The sequence below is a fragment of the Phycicoccus sp. Soil748 genome, from assembly GCF_001428025.1.
GTDB lineage: Bacteria > Actinomycetota > Actinomycetes > Actinomycetales > Dermatophilaceae > Pedococcus.
Map to the genome: position 1 here is coordinate 378,178 of NZ_LMSC01000006.1, position 21,385 is coordinate 399,562.

Consider the following 21,385-nt stretch of genomic DNA (forward strand, 5'->3'; position numbering starts at 1 on the left):
AGGCAATGTATCCGGCGGCGCGGCGTGGTCCCGTGCCGACCGCGGGTGCGGCCCCTTGCCGGACGGTGGGGTGCAGCCACCTGTCGGGCCGTGCTTGTCCGGGGCGGCCACCGGGCCTTAGTCTTCCGTAAGACAGAAGCGGAACTCCATATCGTGGAATTGCGAGGTCGTCAGATGGCAGCACCGAGCCCCGGCTACTCCATCACCGTGCGGGCCGAGGCGCCTGCTGCGATCGACACCACCGGCACGCTGGCGGCAGCGGTCGCCGACGCGGGCGGCGCCCTCACGGCCCTCGACGTCGTCGAGTCGCGCTCGCAGGTCCTCGTGGTCGATGTGACCTGCAACGCCTCCGACGCCGACCACGCCGAGCGGATCACCGCCGCGATCGCCGCCGTCCCGGGGGTGAAGGTGCGCAAGGTCAGCGACCGCACGTTCCTCCTGCACCTCGGCGGCAAGCTGGAGGTCAACCCCAAGGTGCCGCTCAAGCACCGGGACGACCTCTCCCGCGCCTACACGCCGGGGGTCGCCCGGGTCTGCCTCGCCATCGCGGCCAACCCCGAGGACGCACGCCGGCTGACCATCAAGCGCAACACCGTGGCGGTGGTGACCGACGGGTCCGCCGTGCTCGGGCTCGGCAACATCGGCCCCGCGGCGGCGCTGCCCGTCATGGAGGGCAAGGCGGCGCTGTTCAAGCGGTTCGCCGGGGTGGACGCCTGGCCGGTCTGCCTCGACACCCAGGACCCCGAGGAGATCATCTCCATCGTCAAGGCGCTGGCCCCCGTCTACGGCGGCGTCAACCTCGAGGACATCTCGGCACCCCGGTGCTTCGAGATCGAGCGGCGACTGCGCGACGAGCTCGACATCCCGGTGTTCCACGACGACCAGCACGGCACCGCCATCGTCGTCATGGCGGCCCTCACCAACGCGCTGCGGGTGGTGGGCAAGAACTTCGGGGACGTGCGCATCGTGGTGTCCGGCGTCGGTGCCGCGGGCCACGCGATCATCAGGCTGCTCGACGCGCAGGGCGCCACCGACATCATCGGGTGCGACCGGCACGGGGCGCTCGACCCGGACGCCGAGCACCGCGACGAGTTCCGCGGCTGGATCGCCGCCAACACCAACCCCCGCCGGGTCCGCGGCACCCTCAAGGAGGTCCTCGCCGGGGCCGACGTGTTCGTGGGGGTCTCGGCCCCCAACCTGCTGGACGGCGACGACATCGCCACCATGGCTCCCGACGCCATCGTCTTCGCGCTCGCCAACCCCGACCCCGAGGTCGACCCGGTCGCGGCCAGCCGCCACGCCGCGGTCGTCGCCACCGGGCGGTCCGACTACGCCAACCAGATCAACAACGTGCTCGCCTTCCCGGGGTTCTTCCGAGGCCTGCTCGACGCCGGCGTCAGCGACATCACCGACGAGATGATGATCGCCGCGGCGACCGCCATCGCCGACTGCGTGCACCGCGACGAGCTCAACGCCAGCTACATCGTGCCCAGCGTCTTCGACCCCGACGTCGCGCCGGCGGTCGCAGCAGCCGTGCGGCGCGTGGCCGGCGTGCACGGACACCACACTGACGACCCCGAGGACGCCCACGCATGACCTTCGACGCCACCGACCTCACCGCCGAGCTCGACACCCACCTTGCGGACGCGGATGCCCTTCTCGCACAGGCATTCCCGGGCGAACGGGCCGCGCGACAGCCCGTCCACACCGTGTACGTGCCGGCCGACCGCTACGACGCCGGCCTCGTGCCGCGCTGGGGCAAGGAGGCGCTCGCGGCGCTCGACGAGCACGGGGGCAGTGCGACCGAGTACGCAGCGGTGCTGGGACTGCCTGCCGACCTGGCCGACGAGGTGGTCACCCGCGTCCGGGCCAAGCTCGCGAGCGAGCCTGTCGAGGACCTGCGCATCGACCTCGAGGACGGCTATGGCGTGCGGTCCGACGACGAGGAGGACGCCGCGGTCGATGCCGTTGCAGCCGCGCTGCGTGCGGCCCTCGACGCGGGGGATGCGGCTCCCTTCAACGGCATCCGGTTCAAGAGCTTCGAGGCGCCGACCCGGGCCCGGGGCGTCCGCAGCCTTGCGCGGTTCGTCGAGGCGGTGACGGTGGACGGACGGCTGCCGGACGGGTTCGTGGTGACGTTGCCGAAGGTGACGTCGGTGGACCAGGTCGAGGCGATGGTCACCGCCTGCGATCGACTAGAAGCGGGACTCGAACTGGTTTCTGGCGCAATGGGTTTCGAGATCCAGGTGGAGACGCCGCAGTCCATCCTCGGCCCGGACGGGACCGCGCTCGTCGCCCGGATGGTGCACTCCTCGGCCGGACGGTGCACCGGCTTGCACTACGGCACCTACGACTACTCCGCCTCGTGCGGCATCGCGGCGGCCTACCAGTCGATGGAGCACCCGGCCGCCGACCACGCCAAGGCCGTGATGCAGGTCGCCGCCGCAGGCACCGGCGTCAGGCTCTCCGACGGGTCGACCAACGTCCTGCCGGTCGGCGACCGCGACCAGGTCCACGCGGCATGGGCGCTGCACGCGCGACTGGTGCGGCGGTCGCTCGAACGCGGCTACTACCAGGGCTGGGACCTTCACCCTGCCCAGCTGCCCAGCCGCTACGCCGCGACCTACGCCTTCTACCGCGAGGGCCTGCCGGCGGCCGCCGAACGCCTGCGCAACTACGTCGGGAGCGTCGACTCCGGCGTCATGGACGAGCCCGCGACGGCGAGGGCGCTGGCTGACTTCGTCGTGCGCGGGCTGGACTGCGGCGCGGTCGACGCCGACGAGGTCGAGGCGCTGACCGGCATCGACCGCGCGAGGATGGACGTCCTGGCCCGCCGCTCTGCCTGACCCCTCTCCCCTCTCTTCGGTTTGGGGGCGCGAGGGTGCGGTATTGCGCACTCTCCTGCCCCCAAACCTCAGGATGGTGCGCGGAGAAGTAGCGTGAGCGGCATGCGGGTGCGCGTGGAGTTCACGACCGAGCCGTTCCACGGCGAGGACGACGACGTGCCCGCCCACGTCACCGCCGCGGCGGACGCACTCCGGGAGGCGGGCCTCGCGCCCGACCTGGGCCCGCTCGGTACCAGCGTCGATGGCGAGGCCGAGGCCGTGGTGCCCGCCGTCGCCGACGCGATGCGGGCGGCGCTGGCCGGCGGCGCCACGCGTATGACGCTCACGCTGAGCGACCTGGCCGCGCCCACGGAGCACGGGGTGGCGCCGGCGACGGCGGGCGGGCGGCGTACCCAGCCGGTGGGCCAGCCGACGGACCTCTCGGACGGCCTGGCGCGCCTCATCGCGGCGGTCGAGGTGGAGCTGGGCAGCCCGCTGGCCGACCTGCCCCGCGCCGGAAAGCAGCAGGCCGTGCGGCTGCTGGAGGAGCGCGGTGCCTTCGAGATGCGCCGCAGCGCCGAGACGGTGGCCGAGGCGATGGGCCTGACCCGCTTCACCGTCTACAACTACCTCAACCGCGTCCGCGAACCCGCCGAGCCACCCGCCGGCTGAGCGCCGAAGTCTGGGACTTCGGGCCAACGCAGGCGCGGGAGAGCCGAGGTCTGGGACTTCGGGGCGCGCGAGCCCACCTGGCACGGGTGGTCGGGGGTGGACAGCGACAACTCGTTTTCAACAAACTGTTGACCCTGCCCTGCCGCCGCCCTATCGTTCCATCATTCGTAAACAGTTTTCCGTATCACGGAACTCAGGAACCGCCCGGCGCCCAGGAGCGCCACGCGACACCCCGACCCACCCGGTCCTCGTGTCGTGGCACACGGCCCCCGCAGCGCGGGGCGCCCGGACCCGAACCCACCGCCACGGCACACGCCGCGTGGCCCGACGGAGCACCCGCGAGGAGCACCTGTCATGACCTACGTCCTCGGACCCAACCAGTACGGCAAGGCGGAGAACCGCGTCGTCCGCATCTACCGCGACACCGCCCGCCACGAGATCCGCGACCTCAACGTCTCCAGCGCCCTGCGCGGCGACTTCCGCGAGGCGCACGTCACCGGCGACCAGGCCAACGTGCTGCCGACCGACACCCAGAAGAACACGGCGTTCGCGTATGCCAAGCAGCACGGCATCACCTCCCCGGAGGACTACGCCCTCGCCCTGGGCTCCCGCTTCCTCGACGTGACGCCGGCCGCCACGGCCAGCCGCGTCGAGGTCGAGGAGTACGCGTGGGACCGCATCGAGGTCGGCGGCCAGGGCCACGACCACGCCTTCGCCCGCCGCGGCGGCGAGGTGCGCACCACGGTCGTCACCCAGGACCGCAGCGGCGACACCCCGCGACAGTGGGTGGTGTCCGGGCTCAGGGACCTCGTGGTACTGAAGTCCACCGGCTCGGAGTTCAAGGGCTTCCTGCGGGACGAGTACACGACGCTGCAGGAGGCCGACGACCGGATCCTGGCGACCTCGCTCGTGGCCCGCTGGCGCTACGAGACCACCGAGGGCGTCGACTGGAACAAGTCGTTCGACGACATCCGCACCGTGCTGCTCGAGACCTTCGCGACGACCTACAGCCACGCGCTCCAGCAGTCGCTCTACGCCATGGGGTCGGCGGTCCTCGAGGCCCACCCCGAGGTGGCGGAGGTCAAGTTCTCCGCGCCCAACAAGCACCACTTCCTCGTCGACCTCAGCCCGTTCGGGGTGGAGAACGACGGCGAGGTGTTCATCGCCGCCGACCGCCCCTACGGGCTCATCGAGGCCACCGTGCAGCGCGAGGGCGGGTCGGACGCCGGCGACGCCTGGCTCACCGTCCCGGGCTTCTGCTGAGGCGGGCATGCGACTGCGACAGCGGACAACGACGTCCGCACCCAGCGCCCGCCGCCAGCACCAGGGGCGTCCGGAGGACCAGAGGTACGGCGCCGGCCCCCTGCTCGCCTATGGCACCCAGCACATCCTGACGATGTACGGCGGGGTCATCGCCCCACCGCTCATCGTCGGCGGCGCCGCCGGCCTCAAGCCCACAGACATGGCCCTGCTCGTCACGGCCGGCCTGTTCGTCAGCGGTCTCGCGACCCTGCTGCAGACCCTGGGCCTCGGTCCGTTCGGGAGCCGGCTGCCCATCGTCCAGGGCATCTCGTTCGCCAGCGTCTCGACCATGGTGGCGATCGCGAGCGAGGGCGGCCTGCGCCCGGTCTTCGGCTCGATCATCGTCGCCGGTCTCATCGGCCTCGTGGCGTCCTCGTTCTTCGCCCAGCTGGTGCGGCTCTTCCCGGCCGTCGTCACGGGAACGATCATCACCGTCATCGGGCTGTCGCTGCTGCCGGTGGCCTTCCAGTGGGCGATGGGCAACAACGCCGAGGCGCCCGGCTACGGCTCCATGGGCAACATCGGCTTCGCCGGGCTCACGCTCCTGGTCATCCTCGTGATCAGCCGGGTCTTCCAGGGCGCCGTCTCCCGGTTGTCGATCCTCCTCGGCCTCGTCGTGGGCACGGCCATCGCAGCCCTCACGGGGCGCGCGGACTTCTCCTCGGTGGGTGACGCCCAGGTCGTCGCGCTGCCGCAGCTGTTCCACTTCGGCTCGCCCACGTTCCAGGCGGGCGCGATCGTCTCGATGACCATCGTGGTCTTCGTCATCATGACCGAGACCACGGCCGACATCCTCGCGATCGGCGAGATCGTCGGGACGAAGGTCGACGCCCGTCGCGTCGCCGACGGCCTGCGCGCCGACATGGCGGCGACGACCGTGGCACCGGTGTTCGGCACCTTCCCCGCGAGCGCGTTCGCCCAGAACGTCGGCCTGGTCGCGCTCACCGGCATCAAGAGCCGGTATGCCGTGGCGGCCGGCGGTGGGGTCCTGCTCCTGCTCGGGCTGCTCCCGGTCGTGGGGGCGGTCGTCGCCGCGATCCCGTACCCCGTCCTCGGTGGAGCCGGCATCGTGCTCTTCGGCTCCGTGGCCGCGAGCGGCATCCGCACCCTGTCCCGCGTGGAGTACCACGACAACCTCAACATGGTGATCGTCTCCGTGGCGGTCGCAGTCGGCATCATCCCCATCGCGGCGCCGACGTTCTGGGACGGCTTCCCGGACTGGTTCGCCACGATCATGCACTCGGGCATCAGCGCCACCGCCGTCGTCGCCGTCGTCCTCAACGTGCTTTTCAACGAGGTCAAGGCCGGCAACCGGCCCGGCGCCTCGGTGTTCGCCGCCGCCGAGCGCGAGAAGGACGACCTGGCCCGCACCTCCCACTGAGCAGCCCCACTGGGCAGCCCCACTGGGCAGCCCCACTGGGCAGCCCCACTGAGCAGGACCCGTTCCACCCCAACCCATCCCGACCCTTCTGCCGGAAGGAAGGTGCCTGTCATGAGCACAGCCACCGACACACCCCGCACCACCTCTCGCCCGTCCCGCCACCCCGTCGACGAGGTGCTGCCCGTCCCGCGGCTCGCCGTCTACGGCTTCCAGCACGTCCTGGCGTTCTACGCCGGTGCGGTCATCGTGCCGATCCTGCTCGCGAACTCCATCGGGCTCAGCACCCAGGAGCTCATCCACCTCATCAACGCCGACCTGTTCACCTGTGGCATCGCCTCGATCATCCAGTCGGTCGGCTTCTGGAAGGTGGGGGTCAAGCTGCCCCTCCTGCAGGGCGTGACCTTCACCGCGGTCTCGCCGATGATCGCGATCGGCCTCGCGGCCGGTGGTGGCACCGACGGCCTGCTCGTCATCTACGGCGCGGTCATCGTGGCGGGGTTGTTCACCCTCCTCATCGCGCCGTACTTCAGCCGGCTCATCCGGTTCTTCCCACCGGTGGTCACGGGGTCGGTCATCACCATCATCGGCCTGGCCCTGCTGCCGGTGGCGGCCGCCGACGCGGCCGGTGGGGCCGGTCCGACGCTGCACCCCGAGAGCGGGCGCAACCTCGCGTACGCCATCGGCACCCTGGCACTCATCGTCGCGATCCAGCGCATCTTCAAGGGCTTCATGGCGACCGTCGCGGTGCTCGTCGGCCTGGTCGTCGGCACCCTCGTCGCCTGGACCCTCGGTGACGCGGACTTCGGCGCCGTGTCCGGCTCGGGCTGGGTCGGGGTCACCACCCCGTTCCACTTCGGCTGGCCGCGGTTCTCGGTCGCCGCGATCATCTCGATGATCGTGGTCATGCTCATCACGGCCGTCGAGACCACCGGCGACGTCTTCGCCACCGGTGAGATCGTCGAGAAGCGGATCGGCCGGGACGACATCGCCCGGGCGCTGCGGGCCGACGGCCTGTCGACCACCATCGGCGGGGTCTTCAACTCCTTCCCCTACACCTGCTTCGCCGAGAACGTCGGCCTCGTCCGGCTGACCCGGGTCAAGAGCCGCTGGGTCGTCGCCGCCGCCGGCGCGATCATGATCATCATCGGCCTGGTGCCGAAGGCCGGGGCGCTCGTCGCCGGGATACCGCACCCGGTGCTCGGTGGCGCGGCGCTGGCCATGTTCGCCACCGTCGCCGTGGTCGGCTTCCAGACCCTGTCGCGCGTGGACTTCCACGACCACCGCAACGTCGTCATCGTCGCCACCAGCGTCGGCCTGGCGATGTACGTCACCGCCCAGCCCGACGTCGCCAAGGCGGTGCCGGAGTGGGCGCAGATCATCCTCGGCTCAGGCATCACGCTCGGCTCGATCACGGCCATCGTGCTCAACCTGCTGTTCCACCACGTCGGCTCCAGCCGCGGTCCGGCCGTCGCCGGCGCCCCGGGGAGCGGCCTGGTGCGGCTCGCCGAGGTCAACCAGATGTCGCGGGAGCAGTTCGTCGACACCTTCGGCGGCCTGTTCCAGGGACCGCGCTGGGCCGCCGAGCGGGCTTACGACAGCAGGCCGTTCAGCGACACGACCGACCTGCGCCGCTCCTTCCAGGAGGCCCTGTTCTCAGCCACGGAGGAGGAGCAGCGCCAGCTCATCGACTCCTACCCCGACCTCGGCGCCGACAGCGTGGCCGAGGGCATGGAGGGTCAGGGCTCGCTCGTCGATCAGGCCTCCCTCGGCCTGACGCGCCTCGACGAGAAGGCCCAGGGCGAGCTGTCCGACCTGACCAGCCGCTACCGCGACCGGTTCGGCTTCCCGCTGGTGACCTGTGTGCGCGACCGCGACTCCTTCGAGCAGGTCGTCCGGGCAGGATGGGACCGGCTCGAGAACTCCGAGTCGCAGGAGCACGCCGCGGCCCTCGTGGAGATCGCCAAGATCGCCGGGTACCGCTTCGACGACCTCGTCGCCGACGCCAACCCGATCCACGCGTCCCGCGCCCGGTTCGCCCACGAGTGAGGAGATCGGCATGACCCTGGCCGAGTTCAACGAGCTGCCGCCGCAGGACGCGGACGCGGTGCTCACCCGGTGCCTCCCGGTGCCGCGGTGGGTGGCCGCCGTCCGTGAGGGCCGACCGTATGCCGCGTGGCCCGACCTCGAGTCGGCCGCCGCCGCGGCGGCAGGCTCGCTGGGCGACGGCGAGCTCGACGAGGCGCTCGCGGGACACCCGCGCATCGGTGAGCGGGCGTCCTCGCCCGCCCACCACGCCGAGGCGAGCGCACGCGAGCAGTCCGGGGTCGACCGGTCCGACGCGGGGGTGGCGCGTGCCCTGGCCGAGGGCAATGCGCAGTACGAACGGCGCTTCGGGCGGGTGTTCATCATCCGGGCCGCCGGCCGGTCGGCTCCCGAGGTGCTGGCCGAGCTCGACCGGCGGCTCGGCAACGACGACGCCACCGAGCGCGACGAGACCGTCAGCCAGCTGTGCGAGATCGCGCTGCTCCGACTCCGGGAGGTGGCCTCCTGATGGGGACCCTCAGCACGCACGTCCTCGACACCAGCCTCGGCCGGCCCGCGCAGGGGGTGGGGGTCCGGCTCGAGACGGCCGCAGGTGAGCCCCTCGGCGCCGCGGCCACGGACAGCGACGGCAGGGTCGGCTCGATCGGGCCCGAGCGGCTCGACGCGGGCGACTACCGGCTGCGGTTCGCCTCCGGCGACTACTTCGCCGCGCAGGGGACGACCGGCTTCTACCCCGAGGTCGTCGTGGTGTTCACCGTGGCCGACGCCGAGGCTCACTACCACGTGCCGGTGCTGCTCAACCCGTACGGCTACAGCACCTACCGGGGGAGCTGACCGTCACCTCGGCGCGGCCGCGGGGCACACCCGGGCCGCGCCGAGGCGGCCTGCGGATATATCCGGCCGCAGCGTGAGACGAGGGCCGGCGACCGTTGACGGCGTCGGTGGCCGACTCCTACTCTCTCACTAGTTGGAAAAAAGATTCCGCAATACGGAAAACGAACGGACTGATCACCATGACGACTCCCGACCACGGACTGCGCTACGAGGCCAACTGCTCGCTGCTGTTCACCGAGGTGCCGCTGCTGCAGCGCCCGGCGGCGGCGAAGGCGGCGGGGTTCGACGCCGTCGAGTTCTGGTGGCCCTGGCCGGACCAGCCCGTCCCGTCGGACACCGAGGTCGACGCGTTCGTGACGGCCGTCCGCGACGCCGGCGTCCACCTGGTCGGGCTCAACTTCTTCGCCGGCGACCTGGCCGGGCCCGACTGCGGGGTGCTGTCCGTGCCGGACCGCGTGCAGCAGTTCCGCGACAACGTCGACGTCACGGTCGGCATCGGGGATCAGCTGGGCGTCGAGGCGTTCAACGCCCTCTTCGGCAACCGGGTCGACGGCGCGAGCCCGGAGCAGCAGGACGAGCTCGGCCGTGAGTCGATCGCCGCCGCCGCCAAGGCGGCCGACCGGATCGGTGCCAGCGTCCTGGTCGAGGCCGTGAGCGGCCCCAAGCCCTACCCGCTGCGCACCGCCGCCGACGCGGTCGCCGTCGTCGACGACGTGCGCGGCACGGGTGCGGCCAACGTGGGCTTCCTGCTCGACCTGTTCCACCTCGCGGCCAACGGGGACGACGTGGACGGCGCCATCGCGGCGTACGCCGACCGCACGCTGCACGTCCAGGTCGCCGACTTCCCCGGCCGCGGCGAGCCGGGCACCGGGGAGCTCGACCTCCAGCACCACCTCGGCGACCTCGCGCAGCGCGGGTATGCCGGGTGGGTGGGCCTGGAGTACAAGCCCACCACCGCGACCACCCCCGAGAGCCTGGCGTGGCTCCCGCGCGAGCGCCGCCGCGCGAGCTGACGACCAGAACTGACGACGAGAACCCTTCGAGGAGAACGACATGACCAGCATCGCCTTCATCGGACTCGGCATCATGGGCAGCCCCATGGCCGTCCACCTGCAGCAGGCCGGCCACGACGTCGTCGGCTACAACCTGCACCCCGACAAGACCAAGCCCCTGGTCGAGGCCGGTGGCCGCGCGGCTGCCGACATCGCCGAGGCGGTCAAGGACGTCGACGTCGTCGCCGTCATGGTGCCCGACAGCCCCGACGTCCAGGACGTCCTCACCGGGGAGGGCGGCGTCTTCGACCACGCCAGGCCCGGGACGCTCGTCATCGACTTCTCCAGCATCCGCCCCGACGTCACGGCCGAGCTCGCCAAGACGGCCAGGGACAAGGGTTTCCGCCTCCTCGACGCGCCGGTCTCCGGTGGCGAGGCCGGGGCGAAGAACGCCGCCCTGTCGATCATGGTCGGGGGCGACGGCGCCGACTTCGAGGAGGCCAAGCCGCTGTTCGACGTCGTCGGCAAGACGGTCGTCCACGTCGGGGGCAACGGCGCCGGGCAGACGGTCAAGGCCGCCAACCAGCTCATCGTCGCCGCCAACATCCAGGCCCTCGCCGAGGCAGTGACGTTCCTCGACGCCTACGACGTCGACCTCGAGGCGGCGCTCGACGTCCTCGGTGGCGGCCTCGCCGGCTCGAAGGTGCTCGACCAGAAGCGGGGCAACATGGCCAAGCACGACTTCACGCCGGGCTTCCGGATCGACCTGCACCACAAGGACATGGGCATCGTGACGTCGGCGGCGCGCGAGGCCGGTGTCGTCGTACCCCTCGGCGCCCTCGTGGCGCAGCTGATGGCCTCCGCCCGCGCCAACGGCGACGGCGGCCTCGACCACTCCGCGCTGCTGCGCGGCGTCGAGCGGCTCTCCGGGCGTCTCGCCTGACTCATCCGTCCTTCCCAGCTTCTCCTCGTTCGAGGTATTCCCCTACCGGAATCCAGTAGCTGAATACCTCGACCCGGGGGAGCGTCACGAACCAGGAGCAGTCCCATGGCACGTATGACCGCGGCCCAGGCGGCCGTCGAGATCCTCAAGAAGGAAGGGGTGACCCACCTCTTCGGCCTGCCCGGGGCCGCGATCAACCCCTTCTACAAGGCGATGAAGACGGGCGGCGGCCTGCACCACACGCTGGCCCGGCACGTCGAGGGCGCCTCGCACATGGCGGAGGGCTACACCCGCGCCAAGGCGGGCAACATCGGCGTCTGCGTCGGCACCTCCGGCCCGGCCGGCACCGACATGATCACCGGGCTCTACTCGGCCAGCGCCGACTCGATCCCGATCCTGTGCATCACCGGGCAGGCGCCGGTGGCCAAGCTGCACAAGGAGGACTTCCAGGCGGTCGACATCGCCTCGATCGCGAAGCCGCTCACCAAGATGGCGGTCACGGTGCTCGAGCCGGCCCAGGTGCCGGGGACGTTCCAGCAGGCGTTCCACCTCATGCGGTCAGGTCGCCCGGGCCCGGTGCTCATCGACCTGCCGATCGACGTGCAGATGGCCGAGATCGAGTTCGACGTCGAGACCTACGAGCCGCTACCGGTCTACAAGCCGGCCGCGACCCGGGCGCAGGTCGAAAAGGCGCTCGACCTGCTCGAGGCGGGGGACAAGCCGCTCATCGTCGCCGGCGGCGGGGTCATCAACGCGGACGCGGCCGACCTGCTGGTCGAGCTCGCCGAGCTGACCGGCGTCCCGGTGGTCCCGACCCTCATGGGCTGGGGCGCCATCCCGGACGACCACCGGCTCAATGCCGGCATGGTCGGCCTGCAGACGAGCCACCGCTACGGCAACGCGACCATGCTCGAGGCAGATGTCGTCCTCGGCATCGGCAACCGCTGGGCCAACCGCCACACCGGCGACCTCGAGACCTACACGGCCGGGCGCACCTTCGTCCACGTCGACATCGAGCCGACCCAGATCGGCCGCGTCTTCGCCCCGGACTACGGCATCGTCTCCGACGCCAAGGCTGCCCTGGAGCTGTTCGTGGCCGCGGCCCGTGAGCGCAAGGACGCCGGGCGGCTGAAGGACCGGTCGACCTGGGCGCAGGCCTGCCAGGACCGCAAGCGGACCCTGTTGCGGCGCACCAGCTTCGACGTCACGCCGATCAAGCCGCAGCGCGTCTACCAGGAGATGAACCGCGCGTTCAGCCGCGACGTCCGCTACGTCTCGACCATCGGCCTGTCCCAGATCCAGGCCGCACAGCTGCTCCACGTCTACAAGGACCGGCACTGGATCAACGCCGGCCAGGCCGGCCCGCTCGGCTGGACGGTGCCGGCGGCGATCGGCGTCGCCACCGCCTGCCCGGACGAGACCGTCGTCGCCCTGTCGGGCGACTACGACTTCCAGTTCATGATGGAGGAGCTGGCGGTCGGGGCGCAGTTCAACGTCCCCTACGTCCACGTCCTGGTGAACAACGCCTACCTCGGCCTCATCCGGCAGAGCCAGCGCGGCTTCGACATGGACTACTGCGTGCAGCTGTCCTTCGACAACCTCAACAGCCCCGAGGTCGGTGGCTATGGCGTCGACCACGTCAAGGTCGTCGAGGGACTGGGCTGCAAGGCGATCCGCGTCACCGACCCCGACGAGATCCTGCCCGCGCTCGAGAAGGCGCAGGTGATGGCGCACGAGTACCGCGTGCCCGTCGTCGTCGAGGTCATCCTCGAGCGGGTCACCAACGTCTCCATGGGCACCTCGATCGCGAACGTCACCGAGTTCGAGGAGTTGGCCGAGCACGGTGACCACGCCCCGACCGCGCTGTTCGCCAACCTGGACTGAGGTCGTCCGTGCCCCGCGTCCTGCTCGCCCCCGACAAGTTCAAGGGCACGCTCACCGCGGCCGAGGTGGCGACCCACCTCGAGGTCGGGCTCCGCTCGGTCGTCCCGGGGCTCGAGGTGTCCGTCGTCCCCGTCGCCGACGGGGGCGACGGGACGCTGGCCGCGGCCGAGGCGGCAGGGTTCGAGCGGGTGCCCGTGCGCGCGACCGGCCCGACCGGTATGCCGTGCTGGGCCGCCTACGGGCGCCGCGGGGACGAGGCCGTCGTCGAGCTCGCCGAGGTGTCGGGGCTGGCCCGGCTCGGCGAGGGGCAGCTGGCCCCGCTCGCTGCGACGAGCCGTGGCACCGGCGAGCTCGTGGCCGCGGCCCTGGACGCAGGCTGCCGCCGCATCGTCGTCGGGATCGGTGGGAGTGCCAGCACCGACGGGGGCGCGGGGCTGCTCGAGGGCCTCGGGGCGCGCATCAGCGGGCCGCGTGGCCGTGCCCTGCACCCGGGTGGTGCCGCGCTGGTCGAGGCGGTCTCCCTCGACCTCTCCGAGCTCCACCCCGGGCTCGCTGACGCAGAGCTGGTCGTCGCCTGCGACGTCGACAACCCGCTGACGGGCCCGCACGGCGCTGCGGCCGTCTACGGCCCACAGAAGGGCGCCGGCCCTGAGGACGTCCGCGCCCTCGACCTGGCCCTGTCGGCCTGGGCCGACGTGGTGGCCGAGCGGACCGGCCGTGACCTGCGCGACCAGCCCGGCGCGGGGGCGGCGGGTGGGGTGGGCTTCGCCCTGCTGGCCGTGCTGGGCGCCCGGATGCAGGCCGGCGCCGAGCTGGTGGCCGAGCTGACGGGCCTCGCCGACGCCGTGGGTGCGACCGACCTCGTGGTCACCGGCGAGGGCTCGCTCGACGAGCAGAGCCTGCACGGGAAGGCCCCCACGGCGGTGGCCGCCATGGCTCGCGACAAGGGTGTGCCGGTGGTCGCGGTCGCGGGGCGAGTGACCCTCGACGAGGCGAGGCTGCGCGCGGCAGGCATCGCGGCCGCATACCCGCTCCTGACCGAGGCCGCCGACGAGCGCGAGGCGTTCGAGCGGCCGGGACCCCTCCTCGAACGGATCGGGGCGCGCATCGCCCGCGAGCACCTCGGTGGTGCGTCGTGAGGATCGCGCGGGTCGGCGCCGCCGGCGCGGAGCGGCCCGCCGTGGTCGCCGCAGACGGGACGTTGTTCGACCTCAGCCCCCTGACCGACGAGATCGATGCAGCCTTCCTGGGGTCGCTGGGCAGCGTGGACCCGTCCACGCTCCCGGTCCTGGCCGGACCCGTCGGCGCGGCGGAGAAGTGCCGGTTCGGGGCGCCGATCACCCGTCCGGGCAAGGTCGTCGGCATCGGGCTCAACTACCGCGACCACGCGGCCGAGGCGGGGATGCCGCTGCCGACCGAGCCGGTGGTCTTCCTCAAGGCGCCGACCTCGGTGAGCGGGCCGACCGACGACGTGGTCATGCTGCCCGGCTCGACCACCACCGACTACGAGGTCGAGCTCGGCGTGGTGCTCGGGCGGACTCTGCGTGGGGTCACGGACCCCCGCGCCGCGCTGAGCGCCGTGGCCGGCTACGTGCTCGCGCAGGACGTCTCCGACCGGGCCCTGCAGCTCGAGCGCGGCGGCACCTGGACCAAGGGGAAGTCGGCCGACACGTTCTGCCCGCTGGGGCCGTGGGTGGTCACACCCGACGAGCTCGGCCAGGGTGGACCCGGCGCGGTGCGCCTGCGGCTCACCGTCGACGGCGACCTGCGGCAGGACGGCCGCACGTCGGACATGGTCTTCGGGGTGGGCGAGCTGCTCTGCTACAGCAGCGGCCTGATGACGCTCGAGGCCGGCGACGTCGTCCTCACCGGCACGCCCGCCGGTGTGGCGATGGGCAGGCCCGAGCCCCGGCCCTACCTGCGCCATGGCCAGGTGGTCGAGGCCGACGGCGGTGTGCTCGGACGGCAGCGGACCCGGGTCGTCGACCCGGATGCCCCCGTGGCCCTCGACGAGGAGGCAGCGGCAGGATGACCGGTACTGGTTACATGACAGGCAGCGACGTGACAGGCACTGACATGGCAGGCAGCCGCGCACCGGGGACCCCGGAGCGGTCGAGCGAGAGGAGCCGCGTGACCGAGCAGGTGGCGTTCCGGGCCCGGCGGGCGGTCGTGGGCGACCGCGAGGTGGCGGCCACGGTGGTGGTGGCCGACGGCAGGGTCGTGGCGGTGGAGGCGTTCGACGCCGAGGTCGTCGACGGCACCCGCGTCGTGGAGCTCGCCCCGGACGAGGTGCTGCTGCCCGGCCTGGTCGACACCCACGTGCACGTCAACGAGCCGGGACGCACCGACTGGGAGGGCTTCGCCAGCGCCACCCGGGCCGCGGCGGCCGGCGGCGTCACGACCATCGTCGACATGCCGCTCAACAGCATCCCGCCCACCACGACGGTCGAGGCGCTGCGCACCAAGCAGGAGGTGGCGCGCGACCAGGCCTGGGTCGACGTGGGGTTCTGGGGCGGCGCCATACCGGGCAACGTCGAGGACCTGCGACCGCTGCACGAGGCGGGCGTCTTCGGCTTCAAGTGCTTCCTGCTCCATTCGGGGGTCGACGAGTTCCCCCACCTCACGACCCCCGAGATGCGTGCGGCCCTCGCCGAGATCGCGTCCTTCGACGGGCTGCTCATCGTCCACGCCGAGGACGCCGAGACCATCGACGCCTCGGTGTCGCAGGGCGGCCGGGCGTATGCCGACTTCCTCGGCTCCCGGCCGCGCGAGGCCGAGGAGCGGGCCATCCGCACCGTCGTCGACGCCGTGCGCGACACCGGTGGGCGGGCGCACATCCTGCACCTGTCGGACGCCGACGCCCTGCCGATGCTGGCCGACGCCCGCGCAGAGGGCCTGTCGCTTTCCGTCGAGACCTGCCCGCACTACCTCACGCTGGAGGCCGAGGGCATCCCCGACGGCGCCACCCAGTTCAAGTGCTGCCCGCCGATCCGCGAGCACGAGAACCGCGACCGGCTGTGGCAGGGACTGGCCGACGGGACCATCGCGACCATCGTGTCCGACCACTCGCCGAGCACGGCCGACCTCAAGCTGCTCGACGTGGGCGACTTCGCCCAGGCGTGGGGTGGCATCGCCGGGCTCCAGCTCGGGCTGCCGGCGATCTGGTCCGAGGCGCGCGAGCGCGGACACGACCTCGTCGACGTCGTGCGCTGGATGGGCCGCAACACCGCCGACCAGGTGGGCCTGCACGACCGCGGCCGCATTGAGGTGGGTGCCACCGCCGACCTCGTCGTCTTCGCGCCCGACGAGCGGTTCACCGTCGACGTCACCGCCCTGCACCACAAGAACCCCGTGTCGGCGTACGCCGGCCGCGAGCTCACCGGGGTCGTGCGCCAGACCTGGCTGCACGGCACCCCCGTCGACACCGGCGCCGCTCCCCGGGGGCAGCTCCTGAGGAGAGGACAGCCATGACCGCCACCCCGCCCCGCTACCACGTGCCCACGGGGGGCCTGCCGCCGCAGACGCAGCTCACCACCGACCGTGCGGTCTTCACCGAGGCGTATGCCGTCCTGCCGCGCGGGACGATGACGGACATCGTCACCAGCCAGCTGCCCTTCTGGGAGCAGACCCGGTTGTGGGTCATCGCGCGGCCGCTGTCCGGGTTCGCGGAGACGTTCTCGCAGTACATCGTCGAGGTGCAGCCGGGCGGTGGCTCCGACCGCCCCGAGCTCGACCCGGGCGCCGAGGGCGTGCTCTTCGTCGTCGGCGGGACGCTGACGCTGACCCTCGACGACGACACCCACGAGCTGGCGCCCGGCGGCTACGCGTTCCTGCCGCCCGGCCAGCGCTGGACCCTGCACAACACCGGCGACGCGGCGGCGACCTTCCACTGGGTGCGCAAGGCCTACCAGCGGGTCGACGGCATCGAGGTGCCCGAGGCGTTCGTGACCAACGAGGCGGACGTCGTGGGCGGCGAGATGCCCGACACCGACGGCGCCTGGACGACGCAGCGGTTCGTCGACCCGATGGACGTGCGCCACGACATGCACGTCAACATCGTCAACTTCGAGCCCGGTGGCGCGATCCCGTTCCCTGAGACCCACGTCATGGAGCACGGCCTGTACGTCCTCGAGGGCAAGGCTGTCTACCTGCTCAACAACGACTGGGTCGAGGTGCAGGAGGGCGACTTCATGTGGCTGCGGGCGTTCTGCCCGCAGGCCTGCTATGCAGGAGGTCCCGGACGGTTCCGCTACCTGCTGTACAAGGACGTCAACCGACACGCGGTGCTGAGCCGGCAGCTGCTCTGACCGGGTGGAACCGGCCGACGGCAGCGGCCGGTGCGGGAGCGGGATCCCATGGGACGAGATCCCGCTCCCCAAACCCTTGATTCAACAGTTTGTTGAGCGTTACCGTCGTCGGAACCTCCGGCGACCGTTGTTCTGCATGGATAACCGACGGCCCGCCCCACGCACCGCAACCATGCACCCGCCCGCACGGGCTGGTGGATGATGGACCCCAACGACGGGGGACGGGAGCGCGCGATGGCTGCGAACGACGGACACGACGGCGGCGGACACCGGGTTGAACACCGGGTCACGGTCAACGGGGCGCCCTGCTCCCTGGTGGGCACCGACCCGGCGACCAACGCCCTGGACTGGCTCCGCGACCAGGGGCTGACCGGCGCGAAGGAGGGTTGCGCCGAGGGCGAGTGCGGTGCCTGCTCCGTCATGGTCGCCCGGCCCGACGGCGACGGCGGCACCCGCTGGACCGCGGTCAACGCCTGCCTGGTCCCGGCCGCTGCCCTCGACGGCCAGGAGGTCGTCACCGCGGAGGGCCTCGGCACGCCTGAGGCGCTGCACCCGGTGCAGCGTGAGATGGCAGTCCGTGGCGGGTCCCAGTGCGGCTACTGCACACCCGGGTTCGTCTGCAGCATGGCGGCCGAGTTCTACCGCCCCGACCGCAGCCCCGACCGCAGCCCCGGCCGCAGCCCCGGCCGCAACCCCGTCCCGGCCGCGTCCCGGAACGGTGACCGCCCGCCAGCCGAGGGTTCCGGCCACGACGGTGGCCACGACGCCCACGAGTGCGGTCCCAACGGGTTCGACCTGCACGCCCTGTCGGGCAACCTGTGCCGCTGTACCGGGTACCGCCCCATCCGCGACGCCGCCTACGCCCTTGGCAGCCCCGAGGAGGGCGACCCGTTCGCCGCCCGCGTGCGCGAGCCGGCCCCGGCCGCGGCGGCCACCCGCCTCACCGGGGCCAGTGGCACCTACGCCCGTCCGGGTGACCTCGCCGAGGCCCTGGCCCTGCTGGCCGAGCACCCCGACGCCGTCCTCGTCGCCGGCTCGACCGACTGGGGCGTCGAGACCAACCTGCGCGGCTCACGGGCCGAGTTCGCGATCGGCATCGACCGCCTGCCGGAGCTCCGCACGCTCGAGCTCGGCGACGACGTCGTCGAGATCGGCGCGGCCCTCAGCCTGTCGGAGGTCGAGCGCGGCCTGGCGGGACGGATCCCGTTGCTGGACCAGCTCTTCCCGCAGTTCGCCTCGCGTCTCATCCGCAACGGCGCCACGATCGGCGGCAACCTCGGCACGGGCTCGCCCATCGGCGACACCCCGCCGGCCCTGCTCGCCCTCGAGGCCGACGTCGTGCTGGCCTCCTCCGGTGGGGAGCGGGTCGTGCCGCTCGCCGACTACTTCACCGGCTACCGCCAGAGCGTCCGCGAGCCCGGGGAGCTGATCCGCGCCGTGCGGGTCCCCTTACCGCTCAGTGGGACCACGGCGTTCCACAAGATCGCCAAGCGCCGGTTCGACGACATCTCCAGCGTGGCAGTCGGGTTTGCCCTCGACGTGGTCGACGGCGTGGTGGCCAAGGCCCGCATCGGGCTCGGCGGCGTCGCTGCGACACCGATCCGCGCGCTCGGCACCGAGGGCGCGCTCGAGGGCCGTCCGTGGACCCGTGAGACCGCCCGTGCCGCTGCTGCGGTGATGCGCACCGAGGGCACACCCATGGACGACCACCGGGCCAGCGCGGCCTACCGGGCGGCGACGCTCGGCACCGCCCTGCTCAAGCTGCACGCCGACACCGCGACCCCGCAGGAGGTGGGAGCATGAGCTCGCTCTCGGACCGCCCGGCGAACCCCGTGGTGGGGGAGTCGATCCCGCACGAGGCGGCCGCCCTGCACGTCACCGGGCAGGCGCTCTACACCGACGACCTCGTGGGCCGCACGCCCGGCGCGCTGCACGCCCACCCGGTCCAGGCGCCCCACGCCCACGCGCGCGTCACCCGGCTCGACGTGACCCCTGCGCTCGCAGTCCCCGGCGTGGTGCGTGTCCTCACGGCCGACGACGTGCCCGGGGTCAACGACGCCGGGGTCAAGCACGACGAGCCGCTGTTCCCCTCCGAGGTCATGTTCTACGGGCACTCCGTCTGCTGGGTGCTGGGCGAGACGCTCGAGGCAGCGCGACTCGGTTCGCTGGCGGTCGAGGTCGACTACGAGCCGCTGCCGTCCCTTGTCACGGTGACGGAAGCCATTGCGGCGCAGAGCTTCCAGGGCGGCCAGCCCACCATGGAGCGGGGTCAGGTTGACGCGGCGTTCGAGGAGGCGCCGCACGTCTTCAGCGGCGAGTTCGAGTTCGCCGGCCAGGAGCACTTCTACCTCGAGACGCACTCCTCGCTGGCCCAGGTCGACGAGAACGGCCAGGTCTTCGTGCAGTGCAGCACCCAGCACCCGACCGAGACCCAGGACATCGTCGCGCACGTCCTCGGCCTGCCGAGCCACGCCGTGACCGTGCAGTGCCTGCGCATGGGCGGCGGCTTCGGGGGCAAGGAGATGCAGCCCCACGGGTATGCCGCGATCGCGGCCCTGGGTGCGACCCTCACCGGTCGCCCGGTGCGCCTTCGCCTCTCGCGGGCGCAGGACATGACGATGTCGGGCAAGCGCCACGGGTTCCACGCGCAGTGGCGGGTCGCCTTCGACGACACCGGGATGCTGCAGGCCGTCGACGCCACGCTGACCAGTGACGGCGGCTGGAGCCTCGACCTCTCCGAGCCGGTGCTGGCGCGCGCGCTCTGCCACATCGACAACGCCTACTGGATCCCCAACGTCCGCGTGAACGGCCGGATCGCCAGGACGCACAAGACCTCGCAGACGGCCTTCCGCGGGTTCGGCGGTCCCCAGGGCATGCTCGTCACGGAGGACATCCTGGGCCGGTGTGCGCCGCTGCTCGGCATGGACGCCGCCGACCTGCGCCGTCGCAACTTCTACCGCGACGGGCAGGACACGCCGTACGGCCAGCCGGTCCGGCACCCCGAGCGGGCCGGGTGGTGCTGGGACCAGGTCGTCGAGACCGGCGACCTGGCCGCGCGGTGGCGCGAGGTGGCGGAGTACAACGACGCGCACGAGGACTCCAAGCGCGGGCTGGCCATCACGCCCGTGAAGTTCGGGATCTCCTTCAACTTCACCGCCTTCAACCAGGCGGGCGCGCTGGTCCACGTCTACAAGGACGGCTCGGTGCTCATCACCCACGGTGGCACCGAGATGGGTCAGGGGCTGCACACCAAGATGCTCCAGGTGGCGGCCACCGCCCTCGGCGTCCCGCTGTCGATGGTGCGGCTCGCGCCGACGCGCACCGACAAGGTGCCCAACACGTCGGCCACGGCGGCGAGCTCGGGCGCCGACCTCAACGGCGGTGCCGTCAAGGACGCCTGCGAGCAGATCCTCGAGCGGCTGCGCCCGTTGCGCGAAGACCCCGCCAACGCCGGGCTGTCGTGGTCCGAGCTGGTCAACAAGGCCTACTTCCAGCGCATCCAGCTGTGGGCTGCGGGCTTCTACCGCACCGAGGGGCTGCACTGGGACTCCTCGGTGATGCACGGCTCGCCGTTCAAGTACTTCGCGTACGGCGCGGCTGCGGCCGAGGTCGAGGTCGACGGGTTCACCGGCGCCTACCGGCTGCGACGCGTCGACATCGTCCACGACGTCGGCGACAGCCTGTCGCCGCTGGTCGACATCGGCCAGGTCGAGGGCGGGTTCGTGCAGGGTGCGGGGTGGCTGACGCTGGAGGACCTGCGCTGGGACGAGTCGGACCGGCCGACGCGGGGCCGGCTGTCGACCCAGGCTGCGAGCACCTACAAGCTGCCGAGCTTCTCGGAGATGCCCGAGGTCTTCAACGTGGCCCTGCTCGACCGGGCGCACGAGGACGGGGCGGTCTACGGCTCCAAGGCTGTCGGCGAGCCTCCGCTGATGCTGGCGTTCTCGGTCCGTGAGGCGCTGCGCCAGGCCGCGGCCGCCTTCGGGCCGGCCGGGACGAGTATCGACCTGGCCTCACCGGCCACCCCCGAGGCCGTCTTCTGGGCCGTCGAGGAGGCGCGCGGCGGTGTCGAGCCGCCGCACATGACCCCGATGCGGCAAGGCGCACCCGGTGACGTGCCGGACCAGCCCGGCGACGGGGCGCCGCGGCTGCACCCGCACTCCGAGCGGGTCGCCGAGCCCGCCGGCCGAACGGGGTCCTGA

Annotated in this window: 17 protein-coding genes; all 17 read left to right on the plus strand. The window is 72.1% G+C overall.

Annotated elements, in window-relative coordinates:
• Positions 1-174 precede the first annotated feature (174 nt).
• The 17 genes from ASG70_RS06815 to xdhB all read left to right on the plus strand — a co-directional run bounded on the left by ASG70_RS06815 (position 175) and on the right by xdhB (position 21,385).
• Positions 175-1,596, plus strand: coding sequence for an NAD-dependent malic enzyme (locus ASG70_RS06815; protein WP_056883065.1), 1,422 nt, complete (start codon positions 175-177; stop codon positions 1,594-1,596).
• Positions 1,593-2,846, plus strand: a complete 1,254-nt coding sequence (locus ASG70_RS06820; protein WP_056883066.1) for an aldolase/citrate lyase family protein — start codon at positions 1,593-1,595, stop codon at positions 2,844-2,846. The genes ASG70_RS06815 and ASG70_RS06820 overlap by 4 nt, the downstream gene beginning before the upstream one ends.
• Before the next feature lie 102 nt (positions 2,847-2,948).
• On the plus strand, positions 2,949-3,497 hold the full coding sequence (locus tag ASG70_RS06825; protein ID WP_056883067.1) for a helix-turn-helix domain-containing protein: 549 nt from the start codon (positions 2,949-2,951) through the stop codon (positions 3,495-3,497).
• A gap of 354 nt (positions 3,498-3,851) precedes the next feature.
• Positions 3,852-4,760, plus strand: a complete 909-nt coding sequence (gene pucL / locus ASG70_RS06830) for a factor-independent urate hydroxylase (RefSeq protein WP_056883068.1) — start codon at positions 3,852-3,854, stop codon at positions 4,758-4,760.
• A 7-nt stretch (positions 4,761-4,767) separates the two neighbouring features.
• Complete coding sequence (locus ASG70_RS06835) at positions 4,768-6,180, plus strand: nucleobase:cation symporter-2 family protein (RefSeq protein ID WP_082590219.1); 1,413 nt, start codon at positions 4,768-4,770, stop codon at positions 6,178-6,180.
• Positions 6,181-6,291: 111 nt separating this feature from the next.
• Complete coding sequence (uraD, locus tag ASG70_RS06840; protein ID WP_056883069.1) at positions 6,292-8,226, plus strand: 2-oxo-4-hydroxy-4-carboxy-5-ureidoimidazoline decarboxylase; 1,935 nt, start codon at positions 6,292-6,294, stop codon at positions 8,224-8,226.
• Between the two features lie 10 nt (positions 8,227-8,236).
• Complete coding sequence (gene uraD, locus ASG70_RS06845) at positions 8,237-8,731, plus strand: 2-oxo-4-hydroxy-4-carboxy-5-ureidoimidazoline decarboxylase (protein WP_056883070.1); 495 nt, start codon at positions 8,237-8,239, stop codon at positions 8,729-8,731.
• Positions 8,731-9,057: a hydroxyisourate hydrolase gene (uraH, locus tag ASG70_RS06850; protein ID WP_056883071.1), complete on the plus strand. Its 327-nt coding sequence runs from the start codon at positions 8,731-8,733 to the stop codon at positions 9,055-9,057. Before uraD (ASG70_RS06845) ends, uraH begins: the two co-directional genes overlap by 1 nt.
• 179 nt (positions 9,058-9,236) lie before the next feature.
• Positions 9,237-10,070 carry a hydroxypyruvate isomerase family protein gene (locus tag ASG70_RS06855; protein ID WP_056883072.1) on the plus strand — a complete coding sequence of 278 codons (834 nt, stop codon included), beginning with the start codon at positions 9,237-9,239 and terminating at the stop codon, positions 10,068-10,070.
• Positions 10,071-10,110: 40 nt separating this feature from the next.
• Entirely contained in the window at positions 10,111-10,992 is an 882-nt protein-coding gene (locus ASG70_RS06860; protein WP_056883073.1) for a 2-hydroxy-3-oxopropionate reductase, read from the plus strand.
• 105 nt (positions 10,993-11,097) lie between these two features.
• Complete coding sequence (gcl, locus tag ASG70_RS06865; protein ID WP_056883074.1) at positions 11,098-12,876, plus strand: glyoxylate carboligase; 1,779 nt, start codon at positions 11,098-11,100, stop codon at positions 12,874-12,876.
• 8 nt (positions 12,877-12,884) lie between these two features.
• Entirely contained in the window at positions 12,885-14,015 is a 1,131-nt protein-coding gene (locus tag ASG70_RS06870; RefSeq protein WP_056883075.1) for a glycerate kinase, read from the plus strand.
• Complete coding sequence (locus ASG70_RS06875; protein WP_056883076.1) at positions 14,012-14,908, plus strand: fumarylacetoacetate hydrolase family protein; 897 nt, start codon at positions 14,012-14,014, stop codon at positions 14,906-14,908. Before ASG70_RS06870 ends, ASG70_RS06875 begins: the two co-directional genes overlap by 4 nt.
• Positions 14,909-15,006: 98 nt before the next feature.
• On the plus strand, positions 15,007-16,347 hold the full coding sequence (gene allB / locus ASG70_RS06880) for an allantoinase AllB (RefSeq protein WP_056883077.1): 1,341 nt from the start codon (positions 15,007-15,009) through the stop codon (positions 16,345-16,347).
• Entirely contained in the window at positions 16,344-17,183 is an 840-nt protein-coding gene (locus ASG70_RS06885; protein WP_056883078.1) for a bifunctional allantoicase/(S)-ureidoglycine aminohydrolase, read from the plus strand. Before allB ends, ASG70_RS06885 begins: the two co-directional genes overlap by 4 nt.
• A 234-nt stretch (positions 17,184-17,417) precedes the next feature.
• The gene (locus ASG70_RS06890; RefSeq protein WP_056883265.1) at positions 17,418-18,986 is read left to right on the plus strand and encodes a xanthine dehydrogenase small subunit; all 1,569 of its coding nucleotides are present in this window, start codon (positions 17,418-17,420) and stop codon (positions 18,984-18,986) included.
• Positions 18,983-21,385 (plus strand): xanthine dehydrogenase molybdopterin binding subunit, encoded by a 2,403-nt coding sequence (xdhB, locus tag ASG70_RS06895; protein ID WP_056883079.1) that lies wholly within the window; start codon positions 18,983-18,985, stop codon positions 21,383-21,385. Before ASG70_RS06890 ends, xdhB begins: the two co-directional genes overlap by 4 nt.